Source organism: Jatrophihabitans endophyticus, assembly GCF_900129455.1.
In the GTDB taxonomy this organism is placed as follows: Bacteria; Actinomycetota; Actinomycetes; order Mycobacteriales; family Jatrophihabitantaceae; genus Jatrophihabitans; species Jatrophihabitans endophyticus.
Genome location: NZ_FQVU01000003.1, coordinates 761,773 through 778,751, shown reverse-complemented (window position 1 = coordinate 778,751; position 16,979 = coordinate 761,773). Strand labels below are relative to the sequence as shown.

Genomic DNA, 16,979 nt, shown 5'->3' with positions numbered 1-16,979 from the left:
TCAGGCCCCCCCGTCGGCGGCGGCCGGGATCTCGACCGGCAGCCGCTCGGCGGCGTTGTAGTCCAGGGCTGCCTTCACGAAGCCGCGGAACAGCGGGTGCGCGCGCGTGGGGCGGGACTTGAGCTCGGGGTGCGCCTGCGTCGCCACGTAGTACGGGTGCACCTCGGCCGGCAGCTCGACGAACTCGACGAGCCGGCCGTCGGGGGACTCGCCGGACACCACCAACCCGGCCTTCTCCAGGTCGGTCCGGTAGTCGTTGTTGACCTCGTAGCGGTGCCGGTGCCGCTCGGACACGGCGGTGGTGCCGTAGGCACCGGCCACGACCGAGCCGGCGACGAGCGTCGCGGGGTAGGCGCCGAGGCGCATCGTGCCGCCGAGGTCGGCCTCGCCGGCGACCGCCGCGACCTGGCTGGCCATCGTCGCGATGACCGGGTTCGGCGTCTCCGGCTCGAACTCGGCGGAGTTCGCGTCCTCGATGCCCGCCAGGTGCCGTGCGGCCTCGATGACCATGCACTGCAGGCCGAGACAGAGCCCGAGCGCGGGCAGTCGACGTTCCCGGGCGTGACGCAAGGCGCCGACCTTGCCCTCGATGCCGCGGATGCCGAAGCCGCCGGGGATCACGATGCCGTCGAGACCGGCCAGCGCGCTCGCCGCGCCCGCCGGCGTGTCGCAGGAGTCCGACGGCACCCAGCGGATGTGCACCTTGGTGCGATGCGCGAACCCGCCGGCGCGCAGCGCCTCGACCACCGACAGGTAGGCGTCGGGCAGGTCGACGTACTTGCCGACCAGGCCGACGGTGACCTCGGCGCGGGGGCTGTGCACGCGATCGAGCAGGTCGCCCCACACCGTCCAGTCGACGTCGCGGAACGGCAGCCCGAGCCGGCGCACGACGTAGGCGTCGAGGCCCTCGCCGTGCAGCACCCTGGGGATCTCGTAGATGCTCGGCGCGTCGACGGCGGCGACGACGGCCTCGGCGTCCACGTCGCACATGAGCGCGATCTTGCGCCGGACGCCCTCGGGCAGGTCCCGGTCGGCGCGGCACACGACGGCGTCGGGCGCGATGCCGATGCTGCGCAGGGCGGCGACCGAGTGCTGCGTCGGCTTGGTCTTCAGCTCGCCCGACGGCGCGAGGTAGGGCACCAGCGAGACGTGCAGGTAGAAGCAGTTGTCGCGGCCGACCTCGTGGCGGACCTGCCGGGCGGCCTCGAGGAACGGCAACGACTCGATGTCGCCGACGGTGCCGCCGATCTCGGTGATGACGATGTGCGGTGCGAGACCGTCCGGACCGGGCTCGGCCATGGCCCGGATGCGGTCCTTGATCTCGTTGGTGATGTGCGGGATGACCTGCACGGTGTCACCGAGGTACTCGCCGCGCCGCTCCTTGGCGATGACGTCGGAGTACACCTGCCCGGTCGTGACGTTGGCCGAGCCCACGAGGTCGGTGTCGAGGAAGCGCTCGTAGTGCCCGATGTCGAGATCGGTCTCCGCGCCGTCCTCGGTCACGAAGACCTCGCCGTGCTGGAACGGGTTCATCGTCCCGGGGTCGACGTTGAGGTACGGGTCCAGTTTCTGCATCGTCACCCGCAGGCCGCGTGCCTTGAGCAGCGTGCCGAGGCTGGAGGCGGTCAGCCCCTTGCCGAGTGAGGACGCCACCCCACCGGTGACGAAGAGATGCCGTGTCGTTTGCGTGCCCTGAGGCGTTCGATCCACGGACGTTCACGCTAACACGACCACCCGGCCGGTGGCCGCGCCGTGCCCGGTGCCGACCCGCGTGTCGGGAACCGGCGGTGTCGGCCGGTCCGGCGTGGACGCCGTCAGCCGGTGCGGCGCTCGCCCACCACGTCGGCGTCGACGATCCGAGGCTGCGCGGCCGGCCCGTCGAGCGTCGCCGTCGCCACGGTCACCCGGTACACCTCGTCGGCGGTGAGCAGGCCGGTGGCGTGCAGCTGGCGGATCAGCCGTGCCCGCGCGTAGGGGTTGGGCGCGAACGGGGCGGTCGCGCCGACGACGACGGCGGCGAACTGCCGGGCCGTCGCGAGCGCCTTGGAGTCGGGGTCGACGGAGGTGACGACATCGGCCCGGTCACGACCGCCGAGGACGCCCTGACCCACCTGCCACAGCGGGGCGATAGTGTCCGAGACGTCGGCCAGCCGCTCGCGCACGAAGGTGGCGAGGGCGGCGACGGCCCGCGGCGGGCCGGGGAGCTCCATCGGTGGCGGTCCCGCGGTCAGCGCGCCGGGGTCGGGAACAGCGCGTCGGCGCCGTCCTGCGTGCCGTAGTGCCCGGCCTGGCCCTTCACCGCGGCGGCCAGCGCGAGGGTCGTCGACACCTGCCCGAGCGAGGAGTTGGCGTCGTCGACCGTGGACACCGAGTCGCGGTCGGTGGACTGCTTGCGCACCGTGCCGATCACCCCGCCGTCGGCGGCCGACGTGTCGTCGCCGGCCACCACGACCTTGCCGCCGCCCGCGACGAGGGCGTCGACCAGCGCGAGCTGGCTGCGTGCCGCGTAGCTGTCGCTCTTGAGCTTGCCGCGACCCAGCACGACGACGGTGGTGCTGGGCGCGATGTCGCTGCCCGCGACCGACACCAGGTGCCGTTCGGCGAAGGCGCTCACGACCTGCTTGACGTCGGTCGGCTGCCCCTTGCCGAGCAGCACGTAGGCCAGCAGCGACGCGCCGAGCTTGCCGGTGTCGTCGGTCTCCGGCGCCGTCCAGGCGATCGGGTGGGCGGGGCCGGTGGCCAGCGTGTTGATCTCACTGCCGCGGCTGGCGTCCAGGTAGGCCTTGGTGACGGTCAACTGCCCGCTGACCTTGCCGCCGGCGGCGCCGATCTGCTCGGTGACGCCGTCCTGCATCCCGGGAGTGGTCCCCGGCAGGCTGACGACGAGGACGGAGCGGCCGGTCAGCGTCTTGGCGACGAGCTGCGAGCCGTAGGTGGTGGCGAACTCGCCGGCGTCGTCGACCTGCCCCTGCAGCTTCTTGACCTGGTCGGCCAGGTCGTCGCGCTGGGACTTCACGTCGTCGACCTGGTTGCGCAGGTCCTTCGTGATGGGGCCGTTGAGCGCGGTCGCGCCGACGACGATCCCCAGCGCGAGCGCGAGGAAGACGGCGACGATCGAGACGATGTGGTAGCGGAAGGAAATCACGAACAGCTCCCGGACGGACTCACGAGAAGGAGTCCTGCAGCCAGTCGAAGAACCGGCCGACGTCGTCGGACAGGGTGGTGAGGTAGGTGCGCCCGGCGTCGGACACGGCGAGGGCCGCCGCGACCGCCACGAGGGCACCGATCACGAGCAGCAGCAACGCCGCCGCCGAGATCCGATTGCGGTACAGCCGGGTGACGGTCGCGGCGTCGACAAGCTTCGCGCCGATCTTGAGCCGGACGAGGAACGACGACGCCATGCCGGCGCGGCCCCGGTCGAGGAACTCGGTGAGGTCGGCGTGGCTGCCGACGGCCACGATGAGCTCGGCCTCGCCCTCGTCGGCGAGCAGCAGCGCGACGTCCTCGCTGGTGCCCGCGGTCGGGAAGGTCACGGCCGGCACGCCGAGGTCCTGGACGCGCAGCAGGCCCGGCGCGCGGCCGTCGGGGTAGGCGTGCACGACGACCTCCGCCCCGGTGGCCAGCGCGGTGTCGGAGACCGCGTCCATGTCTCCGACGATGAGGTCCGGCGTGTGCCCGGCCTCGATCAGCGCGTCGGCGCCGCCGTCGACGCCGACCAGCACCGGCCGGTACTCGCGGATGTAGCTCTTCAGCGCCTTGAGGTCGGACGCGTACTCGTGGCTGCGCATGACGACCAGGACGTGCTTGCCCCGCATGCGGGTGGTCAGCGCGGGGATGCCCTCACCCTCGAGCAGCAACCGGCGCTCGCCGGTCATGAACTCGCCGGTGTTGACCGCGAACGCCTCCAGTTGCGAGGCCAGTCCCGCCTTGGCCTCGGCCATGAGCGTCTCGACGGTGTCGGCGTCCTGCACGGTGCCGCTGGCGATCGGGGTCTCCCCCACGTACACGGTGTCGCCGTCGACGCGGACCTTCGCGCCCTCCTTGACCGCCGCGAAGACCTCGCCGCCGACGTTGTCGAGCAGCGGCACGCCGTGGGCGACGACCAGCTCGGGGCCGAGGTTGGGGTACCGGCCCGAGATGCAGGGCTGGGCGTTGACGATCGCCGCGGGCCTGGCGGCCAGCAGCGTCTCGGCGGTGGCGCGGTCGAGGTCGACGTGGTCGATGATCGCGACGTCGCCCGGGTTGAGGCGGCCCGCGAGCCGGGTCGTCGCCCGGTCGAGCCGGGCGACACCGCTGACGCCGGGCAGCGTCTCGGCGCGGCGGCGCAGCGTTGCGAGCTTCATGGTGGCCAATGGTGCCACCGGGACGGCGCTCGACCCGGTTACGCCACGCGGGCCGGTGCCGGTTGTGAAACGCACATGAACACGGTTGCCGGGAGGATCACCGGCGCGTGCCCGACGCCGCGGTCAGCGCAGCCGTGCCGCGTCGGCGAGCAGTTCGGCGGCGTGCTCGCGGGCGGTCGCGGTGTCCGACCCGGCGAGCATCCGGGCCAGCTCGGCCACCCGGTCGTCGCCCGCGACGACGTGCACGTCGCTGGCGGTCACGGCGCCTGCGTTCGTCGCTCCCCCCTGCGGCTTGTCGACCACGACCTGACGATCGGCGAAGGCGGCGACCTGTGCGAGGTGGGTGACGACGAGGACCTGCCGGTCGCGGGCGAGCCGGGCCAGCCGCCGGCCGACCTCCACCGCGGCGCGGCCGCCCACCCCGGCGTCGACCTCGTCGAAGACGAGCGTGGGCACCGACGTCCCCGCGGCCTCCGGCGGCACCCGGCCGGGGGCGCCCGCGCTGCCCGTGCCGTCCGTGCCCTCGATGAGGCACACCTCGAGGGCGAGCATCACCCGGGAGAGCTCGCCGCCGGACGCCCCCCGGGCGATCGGCAGCTCCGGCGCCCCGGGATGCGGCTGCAGCAGCAGCTCGACGTCGTCGACGCCGTCCGCGCTCGCCCCGGCCTCGACCTCGCCGTCGGCGGTGAGGACGGTGAGCACCGCCGTCCCGGCGCCCGCCGGCCGGGTCCGGACGTCGACGCGGACCCGGGCGTCGGCCATCGCGAGGCCATCCAGCTCGGCGGTCACGGCTTCGCCCAGCCGGGAGGCCGCGGCCCGCCGCCGGGCCGAGACGGCCGCCGCGTGCTCGGCCGCCTCGCGCGCGGTGTCGGCGACCCGCTGCCGCAGCGCGTCGACGGCCTCGTCGGACACGTCGATCTCGGCGAGCCGCTCCCGCGCCGCGGCCGCCCAGCGCAGCACGCCGTCGATGCTCGGTTCCGGCTCGTCGCAGTACTTGCGCACGAGTCCCGCGAGCGCCGCCCGACGGGTCTCGATCTGGTCGAGGCGGGCCGGGTCGGTGTCGAGCGAGTCGGCGTAGGCGCCCAGCTCGGCGCCGAGGTCGGCGGCGAGCGCGCTCAGGTCGGTCAGTCGCATGGCGAGCGCGTCGAGCTCGGCGTCGTCGCCCTGCTGCTGGGTGAGCGCGCGGGCGGCCGCGGCGAGGAGCTGCGCGACGTCGCCGCCCCCGGAGTCGTCCAGATCGCCGAGCAGCGCGTCGTGTGCGGTGCGGGCCGCGGTCGTGAGCGCGTCGGCGTGACCGAGCCGGGCGGCCAGCCGGGTCAGCTCCTCCCCCTCACCGGGTTCGGGGGCGATCGCGTCGATCTCGGCAACCCCGTGGGCGAGCAGGTCGGCCTCGCGCCGCAGCTCAGCCGCGCGGCCGGTGCGCTCACGCAGGCGCGCGTCGGCCTCGCGCCAGGCGGCGAACGCCCTGGCGTACGGCTCCACGTCCACGCCGGCGTAGCGGTCCAGCGCGGCCCGCTGCGCCGCGGGCCGGACCAAGCGCAGCTGGTCGGACTGACCGTGCACGGCCACCAGCCGCTCGGCGAGCTCGCCGAGGACCGCGACCGGGGCGCCGGCGCCGCCGACGAAGGCCCGTGACCGGCCACCGGCGTTCACGACGCGGCGCAGCGACAGGGCCGCCGTGCGGCCGCCCGGCCGGCTCGCTCCCGTCCCCCGGTCGTCCCGGTCGTCGCGGTCGCCGCCGCCGCCCGTGGAGTGGTCGGCGTCGCGGTCGTCGCCGTCGAGTTCGTCGCCGTCGAGTTCGCCGCCGTCGAGTTCGCCGCCGGCGGAACGTACGCGGGCGGCCACGGCCGAGTCGTCCCCGACGACGACCCTGCCGTCCACACTGGCCTGCGCGGCCCCGGTGCGCACACGCGCGGCGTCGGCGCGACCGCCGAAGAGCAGCAGCAGGCCGGTGACGACCATGGTCTTGCCGGCGCCGGTCTCGCCGGTCACGGCGGTCAGCCCGGGACCGAGCGGCAGCACGGCGTCCTCGATGACGCCGAGACCCCGGATGTGCAGCTCCTCCAGGCCCGACCATGCGCCGGCACCCGGCTGCGCGGCCGCCCCGCTCGTGGGGTCGGGGCCGCTCGGCTCGGCCCGGCCGACGCGGCGGGTGGACCCGGCGGCACGCCCGGCCTTGCGCCCGCCGCCGGCCGCGGCCCGGCGGCTCGGCGCGGCGGCCGCGCGTCCTGACCGGCCGTCACCGCCCGCCGACCTCGCCGCCACTCCGGCAGGCTATCGGGCTGCGGTGACGGCGGCGGCTCGCGGTCCACAACCGCCGCGGTGTCGATCGGTCGGGTTCACTCGTCGAGGTCGGGGATCGGTGGGGACGCCTCCCGCAGGCTGCGCACCGGGAGTTGGAACTTCGAGACGAGCCGGTCGGTGAACGGCACGTCGTCCAGGCGCACCACCCTGACCGGCAGCTCGCCCTTGCGCACCCGCACCCGTGCGCCGGCCGGCACGGCGAAGGACCGCCGACCGTCGGCGCTCAGCATGGCCGCGTGTTCGGCGCTGACCAGGTCGATGTCGACGACCGACGTCGGTGCCACCACCACCGGCCGGGCGAAGAGCGCGTGGGCGGCGTTGGGCACGATCAGCATCGCGTCGACGTCGGGCCAGATGATCGGACCGCCGGCCGAGAACGCGTACGCCGTCGACCCCGTCGGCGTGGCGCACAGCAGCCCGTCACACCCGAAGCGGAGCATCGGCCGCTCGTCGACGGCCACGGCGATCTCGAGCATGCGTTCCCGGTTGGTCCGCTCGAGCGAGACCTCGTTCAGCGCCCACGCCCGGTGCCGGACCGCGCCGTCCAGCACGATCTCGGCGTCGACGGTGACCCGCTCCTCGACGGTGTAGCGGCCCGCGACCAGCGCGTCGACCCGGGCCGCGAGCTCCTGCGGCTCGGCCTCGGCCAGGAACCCCACGTGACCGAGGTTCACCCCGAGCATGGCGACGCCCGCCGGTCGCGCCAGTTCGGCGGCACGCAGGAAGGTGCCGTCGCCGCCGAACGCGAGCGCGAACTCGCAGCCGCGCGCGGCGTCGGGTGCGTCGGCGGGCGTGACGCCCTCGCCGCCGCACGCGTCGGCCTCCTCGAGCAGCATGCGGACGTCGAAGCCGGCGCCGCGGAGCTGACGCGCTGCCTGCGTGGCCAGCGACACGATGCGTCGGCGCTGGGTGTGCACGACGAGCAGGACCGCTCTCATCCGACCCCTCCGTCCGCCGTCACGATCTCGACGATGTCGTCGGCGCCGAGCCGCGCCGCGACATCACGTCGCAGCCACAGAAAGAATTCCACGTTGCCCGACGGCCCGGGCAGCGGGCTGCGGACGACGCCCTGGACGTGCCAGCCGAGCTCGGCGGCCACCGCGGCCACCGCGACGACGGCCTCGGCCCGGTGCGCCGGATCGCGGACGACACCCTTCGCGCCGAGACGCTCCCGGCCCACCTCGAACTGCGGCTTGACCATCGGCAGCAGGTCCCCGGTCGCCGACGTGCACGCCGTCAGCGCCGGCAGCACGATCGGCAACGAGATGAACGACAGGTCGGCCACGGTGAGGTCGGCAGGACCCCCGAGGTCCTCCGGCCGCAGCGTGCGGACATTCCTGCGATCGTGGACCTCGACCCGCTCGTCCGTGCGCAACGACCACGCGAGCTGGCCGTATCCGACGTCGACGGCCAGCACCTGCGCGGCTCCCGCCCGGAGCAGGACATCGGTGAACCCGCCGGTCGACGCCCCGGCGTCGAGGCAGCGGCGTCCCGCGACCACGATCTCGGGGAAGGCCGCCAGCGCGCCGGCCAGCTTGTGCCCACCCCGCGACGCGTATCCGGGGTCGTCGTCGTCGGCGGTCACCCGCAGCGACGCGTCCGACCCCACCGAGGTCGCCGCCTTCCGCGCCACCACACCGTGCGCCTCGACCCGACCGGCCGCGATCAACGCCGCGGCGTGCTCGCGCGAGCGGGCCAGGCCGCGCCGGACCAGCTCGGCGTCCAGGCGCGACAACCGTCTGGGCATGCGGACTCGTCTCGTTCCGTCGTCGTCGCCGTGGTCCTCGGACCTCAGGCGTCGTCGATCTCGGCCAGCGCCCGTTGCAGGCCGGCGTGCACGCGGGCGTACCCGTCGGGATGCTCGGCCAACGGCTTCTCCGCGAGGCCGTCCAGTTCGCGCAGCGCCTCGGCTACGGGTGCGCTCGTCGCCGAGGCGGCACCTGCCGGCGTGGCGGGAACCACGCGCTCGCCGACACGGGAACCCGGGCCGTGATCCTCCCGTGGTTCCACAGTCGTGCTCCGATCCGTCGATGTCCGGCCTCGGGCGTCGTCGGCCGCCGCCCTGGCGTCGCGCGGGTACAGCGGTCGCGCTCGTCGCCTCCGACCGTACCCCGCAGCCGGCTGCGGTAGCGTCGCCGTTCGGCGGGTGCGACCTATCGGACTCCGGTTCGGCCCGCCCCGAAATCAGCCGGGCCGGCGCTGTCGACCCGCCGACCGCAAGGGACGCCGTGGCCACCGTCGAGGAGTGCGAGGACGCGCTGCACCGGCTCGCCACTCGCCTGTCCGACAACGGTGAGGCAGCTCCCCGGCAGGCGCGCGTCCGGCGGACGCTGAGCTGCACGGTGCGCGATCTCGGTGTCGTCTTCACCGGGCTGCTGGACGACGGCAAGCTGACCGGGATCGCCCGGGCGTCCGATCCCCAGGCGCAGGTACGTCTCGAACTCGGCAGCGACGATCTGCTCGAGCTGGTCGACGGCTCACTGCGGATCGGACCGGCGCTCGCCACCGGGCGAGTGAAGGTCGGTGCCGGCGTCCGCGACCTGCTGTTGCTGCGATCGCTGCTCTGAGCCGGCCGCTCGGCCACTCCCCGGCGCCCGCCCCCGGCCCGGGTTATGCGCCCTGGCGACCGGCCAGACCGAGCCGGCGGATCATCTCGGCTGCGGCGTGGTCCCCGTCGGGCGCCACGACGATCGCCGGTCGCGCGCTGTCGGCGACGAACTCCCACCGGGCCGCACACAGCGCCCTCGTCGCGTCCAGCGACGCGTCGTCGAACACCGCCACTGCCCCCGGGCCGCCGTCGGCGGCCCCCGGAGCGGCGCCGAGCTGACGCAGTTCGAGCGCGTTCTCGCTCACCGACACCGCCCAGGTCCCGCAGCGTGCTTCTCGCGCGGACAGCTGCGGCTCGGGGTGCGGCGAGAGCAGGGCGGAGACGTCGGGCCCGAGATACGTCGGGCGCAGCTGCTCGGGGGCGGCGAGCAGGTCGGGCACGTCGGTGACGCCGGAGAGCACCAGCAGGCTCGGACACCCGACGGCGTTCGCGCCCTCGATGTCGGTGTCGAGCCGGTCGCCCACGACCAGCGGTCGCTCGGCGCCGGTGCGGATGAGGGTCTCGCGGTGCATCGTCGGGTCGGGCTTGCCGGTGATCACCGGGCGCCGCCGCGTGGCCAGTTGCAGGGCCGCCACCAGCGACCCGTTGCCGGGCAGGGGGCCGCGGGGCGAGGGCACGGTGGGATCGACGTTCGTCGCCACCCACAGCGCGCCGGAGTTGAGGGCGACCGCCCCCTCGGCGAGGAGCGCCCAGTTCATGTCCGGCGAGTAGCCCTGCACCACCGCGGCGACCGTCTCTCCGGCGGTGGTCGTCGTCGCGAGCCCCTGCTCGGCGAGTGCCTCGTACAAGCCAGTGGTACCGAGGACCAATACCGTCGCGCCGGCCGGCAGGTGCTCGGCCAGGTACCGGGCCGCCGCCTGCGAGGACGTGATCACCTCGCCGCTGCGCGCCGCGATACCGAGCTCTGTCAGGTGCTCGGCCACCGTCTGCGGCGGCCGGGCCGCGTTGTTGGTCACGAAGGCGAGCTGCATCCCGCGCTCGCGCGCGCGGGCCAATGCCGCCGGCGCGCCGGGCACCGCATCGCGCCCGACGTAGACCACCCCGTCGAGGTCGAGCAGCGCCACGTCGTACCTGTCCGCCGGCGCACGGTCCGTTCCGCGAAGGGTCGAGCTCACGGGTCGCATGATCGCACGACCGCCGATCTGCGTACGATCGCCAGACATGAGCGATGCAGCGGAGCACTCCTCGCAGCGAAGCACGACCGGCCTGTCGTTGGCTCCGATGCGCGGGCTGCGTCCCACCGTCGGCGTCGATCGACTGGGGCGGCTGCTCTGCCCGCCCTACGACGTCATCGACCACGCCCGGCGCGCCGAACTGCTCGCGACCGACGCCGACAACGCCGTCTCGGTGGTCCTGCCCGACCCGACGTCGAGCGGGTACGAGGCGGCGGCGCGGCGACTCGACGGCTGGGTCGAGCAGGGCCTGCTCCGCGTGGACGACGACCCGGCTCTCTACGTCTACGAGATGCGTGAGGCCGACGGCCATGTGACTCGGGGACTGCTCGGCGCGGTCGAGCTGCGCGATCCGGCCGACGGCGTCATCCTGCCGCACGAGAACACCATGGCCGGCCCGGTCGCCGACCGGCTCGCGGTGATGACGTCGACCGAGACCGACCTCGAGCCCATCTACCTGGTGTACGACGGTGGCGGTCGCGCGTCGGAGCTGGTGGCTGCGGTCGACGCCGAGGAACCGGTGGCCACCGCCGTCACCCCCGACGGCATCACCCACCGCCTCTGGTCGGTCACCGATCCGGCGGCACATCGGCGGGTCGCCGACGACTTGGGTACGCGACGCGCGCTGATCGCCGACGGCCATCACCGGTACGCGACCTATCGGGAGCGGCAGCGGCTGCGGCGGGCGACGGACGGAGCCGGGGTCTGGGACCGCGGTCTGGCCCTGCTCGTGGACACCACCGAGCACGGGCCGCAGGTGCACCCGATTCACCGCACGCTCGCCGGCGTGTCGCTCGAGCAGTTCACCGCCCAGCTCGCCGGCTGGGGCGACATGACGCCGGTCGACGACCCGGTGACGGCGCTCTCCGGACTCGCCGACCGGACCGGCTTCGCCGCGGTGATCACCGACGGCGTTCGCGGCATCCTGCTGACCGACCCGACCGGCCGCCTCGCCGAGGCGGCCGCGCGCGACGGCGACGACCCGGGGCTGACCGCCCTGGACGTCACCGTGCTCCACCGCGGCGTGGTCGAGCAGGCGTTGGGTCTCGTCGACGACGTGCACACCGTCGGTTACGCCCATGACGTGGCCGAAGCCGTGACCCACGCGACGGCGAACGCCGGCGTTGCCGTGCTGTTGCGACCCACACCCGTCGCCGCGGTCGCTGCGGTTGCCGCGGCGGGCGCTCGCATGCCGCGCAAGTCGACGCTGTTCACGCCGAAGCCGGCGTCCGGGCTCGTGATGCGCCGCCTGCGCGATCAGACCTGATCACCCGCGCCGTCGCGACGTCGACGGTGTACCGACTGGCCGGACCGGCGGGGCCGCGCCAGAAACGACGGCGCAGGCTGCCCGACACTTCGACGACCGCGCCCACCGCCGCTCGCTCGAGCGCACGTCTGGGCCTCGCGCGCGTCGTGGCGCACTCGATGCTGTCGACCCGGACTCGATCGCCCGGGGGCCGGGACACCGTCAACCGGAAGACGGTGAGCTCGTCACCGCTCGGCAGCTCCTTGGTCGTCGGCTCGTCGGCCAGTCGGCCGCGCAGGAAGACGTGGTTGTCGTCGTCATCGGGTGCGGTGGTCATGACCCCCACCCTGCGCGATCCGGGTGCGTTCAGGGGCCACCCGCGCCCGGCTGTGGACAGCGGCACGGGCTGTGGACGGTGTCGACCCATCTTGTCGGCACGCTGTGCGTCGGGCGCGACGCCGCCGAACCGCCGTCAGAGCAGATCGGCCGCCCGCTCCGCTGCGTCCAGTTCACCGGTCGGGTCGAGCGCGGCCGACGCGGCGAACCACGACGCCGCGTCCTCACTACGGCCTGCCGCGGCCAGGGCATCGGCGTAGGCGTACCAGAGCCGAGCCGCGCCCGGGCGCGGCCGGTTGCGATCGAGCCCACCCCGAGCCAGGACGGCCAGAGCGGCGTCGAGCTGGCCGAGATCACGTCGGGCGCCGGCCACCACGATGAACAGCTCGACACGCGCCTCCGGGTCGAGCGCTCCGACACCGGGGTCACTCAACAGCCGCAGAGCCTGCGCCGGGCGCCCGAGTGCCCGCTCGCAGTCGGCCATCACCGCGAGGTTGCGAGGATCGCCGGAGATACGTCGTGCAGTGCGCAGCTCGGTGAGCGCTTCGTTCCACTCGCCCGCGTGGTACGCCGCCGTGCCGACCGCCTCGCGCACCGCTGCGACCCGCGCGGCGCGGTTGCGGGCCGCTCGTGCGTATTCGAGCGCGCGGGCCGGGTTGTCGTCGACGAGCTGACCGGCGGCAACCAGGTAGCGGGCGACCGCATCCGCATTCAACTTGCTCAGCGAACGCAGCTCCGCCTTCACGCTGCGTTCGAGCAACGTCGGATCGACATCCTCCGGGATCCCCGGACCGCTCTGCGCGCCAGTGACGCGAACGTCGCGGCCGCCGCCGGACGGCCGGCGATCGCCAGCCCGCGGGACCTGCGCGTCCGCACCCCGACCGCCTCGACCCGAGTCCGGGCGGCCTCCGGCGAACCCGCGGTTCGACCTACTGTCCGTGCCACGCGGCACGGCAGTGCGCCCCGCACCGTCGCGCCGATCCCCCCGCTCGGAGGAGCGCGGCGAGTTGCCACCCGACCGTGCCCCACCACGCGGGTTCGAGGCTCCCGCGCCCGCGCCGCGGCCCGCACGATCGCGACCGGCGCCGCGTTCGCTCGTCGTAGGGCGTTCGCCGTTCCGGCGCCCGCGATCGCCGGCGCCGTCGCGACCGGCAGATCTCGGGTCGTCGAAGCGCCGACGGGCGTCACGACCGGCAACCGGGCGGCCCGCGGTCGACCCACGACCCGCGCCAGCGGCCCGACTGCGCTGGCCGGACCCGCGCGCTTCGGACGGCGCCGGGCGATCCTCCCTCCGACGTGCGCCGGTACCCGTGCGCGCATCAGACCGTCGTGGAGTTGACATAATTTGATCCATCCCGTGCGAAGACAACGCTTAAATGCGACGAGGGCCGTTCGGCGAACCGAACGACCCTCGTCGTCAAAGTGTGTCCGGCGACGTCCTACTCTCCCACGCAGTGGCCCGCGCAGTACCATCGGCGCTGAGAGGCTTAGCTTCCGGGTTCGGGATGGGACCGGGCGTTTCCCTCTCGCTATGGTCGCCGAAACTCTATGGAGATATGGTCCGCACCGCTGCGCAGGGCAGCGGGGACCGTACCTCGGGAACCGCACAGTGGACGCGTAGCATGCCGGCCGAAACCGGCAAAGATTGGGTATGTGGCAAGTCCTCGGCCTATTAGTACCAGTCAGCTGCACGTGTTACCACGCTTCCACTTCTGGCCTATCAACCCGGTGGTCTAGCCGGGGGCCTTACTCCATAAAGGATGGGAGATCTCATCTTGAAGCGAGCTTCCCGCTTAGATGCTTTCAGCGGTTATCCCTTCCGAACGTAGCCAACCAGCAGTGCTCCTGGTGGAACAACTGGCACACCAGAGGTTCGTCCGTCCCGGTCCTCTCGTACTAAGGACAGCCCTTCTCAAATCTCCTGCGCGCGCGGCGGATAGGGACCGAACTGTCTCACGACGTTCTAAACCCAGCTCGCGTACCGCTTTAATGGGCGAACAGCCCAACCCTTGGGAGCGACTCCACCCCCAGGATGCGACGAGCCGACATCGAGGTGCCAAACCATCCCGTCGATATGGACTCTTGGGGAAGATCAGCCTGTTATCCCCGGGGTACCTTTTATCCGTTGAGCGACACCGCTTCCACTTGCCAGTGCCGGGTCACTAGTCCCAGCTTTCGCTCCTGCTCGACATGTCTGTCTCGCAGTCAAGCTCCCTTGTGCACTTGCACTCGATACCTGATTGCCAACCAGGCTGAGGGAACCTTTGGGCGCCTCCGTTACATTTTGGGAGGCGACCGCCCCAGTCAAACTACCCATCTGACACTGTCCCTGATCCGGATTACGGACCTAGGTTAGACACCCAATTCGACCAGAGTGGTATTTCAACGTTGACTCCACCGACACTAGCGTACCAGCTTCACAGTCTCCCACCTATCCTACACAAGCCGAACCGAGCACCAATATCAAACTATAGTAAAGGTCCCGGGGTCTTTCCGTCCTGCCGCGCGTAACGAGCATCTTTACTCGTAGTGCAATTTCGCCGAGTCCATGGTTGAGACAGTCGAGAAGTCGTTACGCCATTCGTGCAGGTCGGAACTTACCCGACAAGGAATTTCGCTACCTTAGGATGGTTATAGTTACCACCGCCGTTTACTGGCGCTTAAGTTCTGAGCTTCGCACCGAAGTGCTAACCCGTCCCCTTAACGTTCCAGCACCGGGCAGGCGTCAGTCCGTATACATCGTATTGCTACTTCGCACGGACCTGTGTTTTTAGTAAACAGTCGCTTCTCGCTGGTCTCTGCGGCCGGCCAACGCTCGGGAAGCAAGTTCCGTCACGTCAACTGGCCCTCCTTCTCCCGAAGTTACGGAGGTATTTTGCCGAGTTCCTTAACCATGGTTCACTCGATCGCCTTGGTATTCTCTACCTGACCACCTGTGTCGGTTTGGGGTACGGGCCGCTCAGAGCTCGCTAGAGGCTTTTCTCGGCAGCATAGGATCATCGAATTCGCCGCAATCGGCTATGCATCACGTCTCAGGCTGGTGCCGTGCGGATTTACCTACACGACGCCCTACACGCTTACCCCGGTGTATCCACTTACCGGTACGACTACCTTCCTGCGTCACCCCATCGCTTGTCTACTACTAGTTAGGGTCGCGCGATCCACCGTGTTGGACTCGAAAGTCCTCTCGGCTTCTGGCGCTTAGCATCGCTAGGTTCGACATGGGCGCTCTTCTGCGGGTACGGGAATATCAACCCGTTGTCCATCGACTACGCCTGTCGGCCTCGCCTTAGGTCCCGACTTACCCTGGGCGGATTAGCCTGGCCCAGGAACCCTTGGTCATTCGGCGGAGGAGGTTCTCACTCCTCATTCGCTACTCATGCCTGCATTCTCACTCGTGTGCCGTCCACGGCTGGGTTCCCCCGCCGCTTCCTCCGGCACACGACGCTCCCCTACCCATCCACGCACCTGGCCGACCGTCCGTAGACGATCGGCGGGCTATAGCGTGAATGACACAGCTTCGGTGGTGTGCTTGAGCCCCGTTACATTGTCGGCGCAGAATCACTTGACCAGTGAGCTATTACGCACTCTTTAAAGGGTGGCTGCTTCTAAGCCAACCTCCTGGTTGTCTGTGCGACTCCACATCCTTTCCCACTTAGCACACGCTTGGGGACCTTAGCTGGTGTTCTGGGTTGTTTCCCTCTCGACTACGAACCTTATCGCCCGCAGTCTCACTGCCGCGCTCTCACTTACCGGCATTCGGAGTTTGGCTGATTTCGGTAAGCTTGTGGGCCCCCTAGACCATCCAGTAGCTCTACCTCCGGCAAGAAACACGCGACGCTGCACCTAAATGCATTTCGGGGAGAACCAGCTATCACGAAGTTTGATTGGCCTTTCACCCCTACCCACAGCTCATCCCCTCAGTTTTCAACCTAAGTGGGTTCGGTCCTCCACGCGGTCTTACCCGCGCTTCAACCTGGCCATGGGTAGATCACTTCGCTTCGGGTCTAGATCACGCGACTCGACGCCCTATTCAGACTCGCTTTCGCTACGGCTCCCCCTCACGGGTTAACCTTGCCACGTAACACTAACTCGCAGGCTCATTCTTCAAAAGGCACGCTGTCACGACTTCGCTCAAGGCGAAGCGACGCTCCAACGGCTTGTAGGCGCGCGGTTTCAGGTACTATTTCACTCCCCTCCCGGGGTACTTTTCACCTTTCCCTCACGGTACTTGTCCGCTATCGGTCACCAGGGAATATTTAGGCTTAGCGGGTGGTCCCGCCGGATTCACAGCGAATTTCACGGGCTCGCTGCTACTTGGGGTAACGCAAAGGAGGCGTCGAGTTTTCGTCTACGGGGGTATCACCCTCTGTGCCGGACCTTCCCAAGTCCCTCGACTAACTACAACGCTTTCTGACTCCTCGTCGATTCGGCAGAATCGACAATGCGGCCCCACAACCCCGCATACGCAACGCCTGCCGGCTATCACGCGTATGTGGTTTGGCCTGTTCCGCTTTCGCTCGCCACTACTAACGGAATCGCGGTTGCTTTCTCTTCCTGTGGGTACTGAGATGTTTCACTTCCCCACGTTCCCTCCGCATGCCCTATGTGTTCAGGCATGGGTGACAGGACATGACTCCTGCCGGGTTTCCCCATTCGGAAATCCTCGGATCAAAGCTCAGTCGGCAGCTCCCCGAGGCTTATCGCAGCCCCTTACGTCCTTCTTCGGTTCCTGGTGCCAAGGCATCCACCGTGCGCCCTTATTAACTTGGCCACAAAGATGCTCGCGTCCACTGTGCAGTTCTCAAGGTACGGGCGACCGAATCGACGACTCACCGCGTACACCCCAGTGGGTGCCGTTCGATGACCGACACGGTCGGACGTGGACATCGCCGCGTTCAACGCGACGATGTCCTGAAGGGCGGATGACTCCGCTCCCTCAGGACTCAACAGCGTGCCTACGCCTCGAC

At 70.8% G+C, this 16,979-nt stretch carries 13 protein-coding genes and 2 rRNA genes; 2 read left to right on the top strand and 13 right to left on the bottom strand.

Going from position 1 to position 16,979, the window contains the following annotated elements; all coding sequences use genetic code 11:
• From BUE29_RS13840 to BUE29_RS22535, 8 genes are all read right to left on the bottom strand, one after another.
• Complete coding sequence (locus BUE29_RS13840) at positions 1-1,710, bottom strand: CTP synthase (RefSeq protein WP_073390872.1); 1,710 nt, start codon at positions 1,708-1,710, stop codon at positions 1-3.
• Positions 1,711-1,814: 104 nt separating this feature from the next.
• Entirely contained in the window at positions 1,815-2,210 is a 396-nt protein-coding gene (locus tag BUE29_RS13835; RefSeq protein WP_073390871.1) for a hypothetical protein, read from the bottom strand.
• 17 nt (positions 2,211-2,227) lie between these two features.
• Positions 2,228-3,145, bottom strand: coding sequence for a copper transporter (locus BUE29_RS13830; RefSeq protein WP_073390870.1), 918 nt, complete (start codon positions 3,143-3,145; stop codon positions 2,228-2,230).
• Positions 3,146-3,164: 19 nt separating this feature from the next.
• Positions 3,165-4,343, bottom strand: a complete 1,179-nt coding sequence (steA, locus tag BUE29_RS13825; protein WP_073390869.1) for a putative cytokinetic ring protein SteA — start codon at positions 4,341-4,343, stop codon at positions 3,165-3,167.
• A gap of 123 nt (positions 4,344-4,466) precedes the next feature.
• Positions 4,467-6,401 (bottom strand): DNA repair protein RecN, encoded by a 1,935-nt coding sequence (locus BUE29_RS13820; RefSeq protein ID WP_073391174.1) that lies wholly within the window; start codon positions 6,399-6,401, stop codon positions 4,467-4,469.
• 281 nt (positions 6,402-6,682) lie between these two features.
• On the bottom strand, positions 6,683-7,585 hold the full coding sequence (locus BUE29_RS13815) for an NAD kinase (RefSeq protein WP_073390868.1): 903 nt from the start codon (positions 7,583-7,585) through the stop codon (positions 6,683-6,685).
• Positions 7,582-8,394 (bottom strand): TlyA family RNA methyltransferase, encoded by an 813-nt coding sequence (locus tag BUE29_RS13810; RefSeq protein WP_073390867.1) that lies wholly within the window; start codon positions 8,392-8,394, stop codon positions 7,582-7,584. Before BUE29_RS13810 ends, BUE29_RS13815 begins: the two co-directional genes overlap by 4 nt.
• A 44-nt stretch (positions 8,395-8,438) precedes the next feature.
• Positions 8,439-8,609 carry a hypothetical protein gene (locus tag BUE29_RS22535; protein ID WP_159440876.1) on the bottom strand — a complete coding sequence of 57 codons (171 nt, stop codon included), beginning with the start codon at positions 8,607-8,609 and terminating at the stop codon, positions 8,439-8,441.
• Between the two features lie 266 nt (positions 8,610-8,875).
• On the opposite strand from BUE29_RS22535, the gene BUE29_RS13805 reads away from it, so the two are divergent.
• Entirely contained in the window at positions 8,876-9,214 is a 339-nt protein-coding gene (locus tag BUE29_RS13805; protein WP_073390866.1) for an SCP2 sterol-binding domain-containing protein, read from the top strand.
• A gap of 43 nt (positions 9,215-9,257) precedes the next feature.
• Here the strand turns inward: BUE29_RS13805 and BUE29_RS13800 are convergent, their stop codons facing one another.
• Entirely contained in the window at positions 9,258-10,379 is a 1,122-nt protein-coding gene (locus tag BUE29_RS13800; protein WP_073391173.1) for an HAD-IIA family hydrolase, read from the bottom strand.
• A 37-nt stretch (positions 10,380-10,416) separates the two neighbouring features.
• On the opposite strand from BUE29_RS13800, the gene BUE29_RS13795 reads away from it, so the two are divergent.
• On the top strand, positions 10,417-11,694 hold the full coding sequence (locus tag BUE29_RS13795; RefSeq protein WP_073390865.1) for a DUF1015 family protein: 1,278 nt from the start codon (positions 10,417-10,419) through the stop codon (positions 11,692-11,694).
• On the opposite strand, the gene BUE29_RS13790 is transcribed toward BUE29_RS13795, so the two are convergent.
• The 4 genes from BUE29_RS13790 to BUE29_RS13775 all read right to left on the bottom strand — a co-directional run bounded on the left by BUE29_RS13790 (position 11,639) and on the right by BUE29_RS13775 (position 16,783).
• Positions 11,639-12,010 (bottom strand): single-stranded DNA-binding protein, encoded by a 372-nt coding sequence (locus BUE29_RS13790; RefSeq protein WP_073390864.1) that lies wholly within the window; start codon positions 12,008-12,010, stop codon positions 11,639-11,641. The two genes, BUE29_RS13795 and BUE29_RS13790, sit on opposite strands and share 56 nt — an antisense overlap.
• A gap of 135 nt (positions 12,011-12,145) precedes the next feature.
• Positions 12,146-12,769, bottom strand: a complete 624-nt coding sequence (locus tag BUE29_RS13785) for a tetratricopeptide repeat protein (protein ID WP_200800185.1) — start codon at positions 12,767-12,769, stop codon at positions 12,146-12,148.
• Between the two features lie 666 nt (positions 12,770-13,435).
• Positions 13,436-13,552, bottom strand: a 5S ribosomal RNA gene (gene rrf, locus BUE29_RS13780).
• Between the two features lie 110 nt (positions 13,553-13,662).
• A 23S ribosomal RNA gene (locus BUE29_RS13775) occupies positions 13,663-16,783 on the bottom strand.
• Positions 16,784-16,979: the final 196 nt, after the last annotated feature.

Excerpts from the sequence above, each read along its gene's own strand:
- BUE29_RS13835 (WP_073390871.1), bottom strand. The coding sequence starts at position 2,210 with ATGGAGCTCCCCGGCCCGCCGCGGGCCGTCGCCGCCCTCGCCACCTTC.
- BUE29_RS13795 (WP_073390865.1), top strand. The coding sequence starts at position 10,417 with ATGAGCGATGCAGCGGAGCACTCCTCGCAGCGAAGCACGACCGGCCTG.
- BUE29_RS13810 (WP_073390867.1), bottom strand. The coding sequence starts at position 8,394 with ATGCCCAGACGGTTGTCGCGCCTGGACGCCGAGCTGGTCCGGCGCGGC.
- BUE29_RS13815 (WP_073390868.1), bottom strand. The coding sequence starts at position 7,585 with ATGAGAGCGGTCCTGCTCGTCGTGCACACCCAGCGCCGACGCATCGTG.
- steA (WP_073390869.1), bottom strand. The coding sequence starts at position 4,343 with ATGAAGCTCGCAACGCTGCGCCGCCGCGCCGAGACGCTGCCCGGCGTC.
- BUE29_RS13800 (WP_073391173.1), bottom strand. The coding sequence starts at position 10,379 with ATGCGACCCGTGAGCTCGACCCTTCGCGGAACGGACCGTGCGCCGGCG.
- BUE29_RS13790 (WP_073390864.1), bottom strand. The coding sequence starts at position 12,010 with ATGACCACCGCACCCGATGACGACGACAACCACGTCTTCCTGCGCGGC.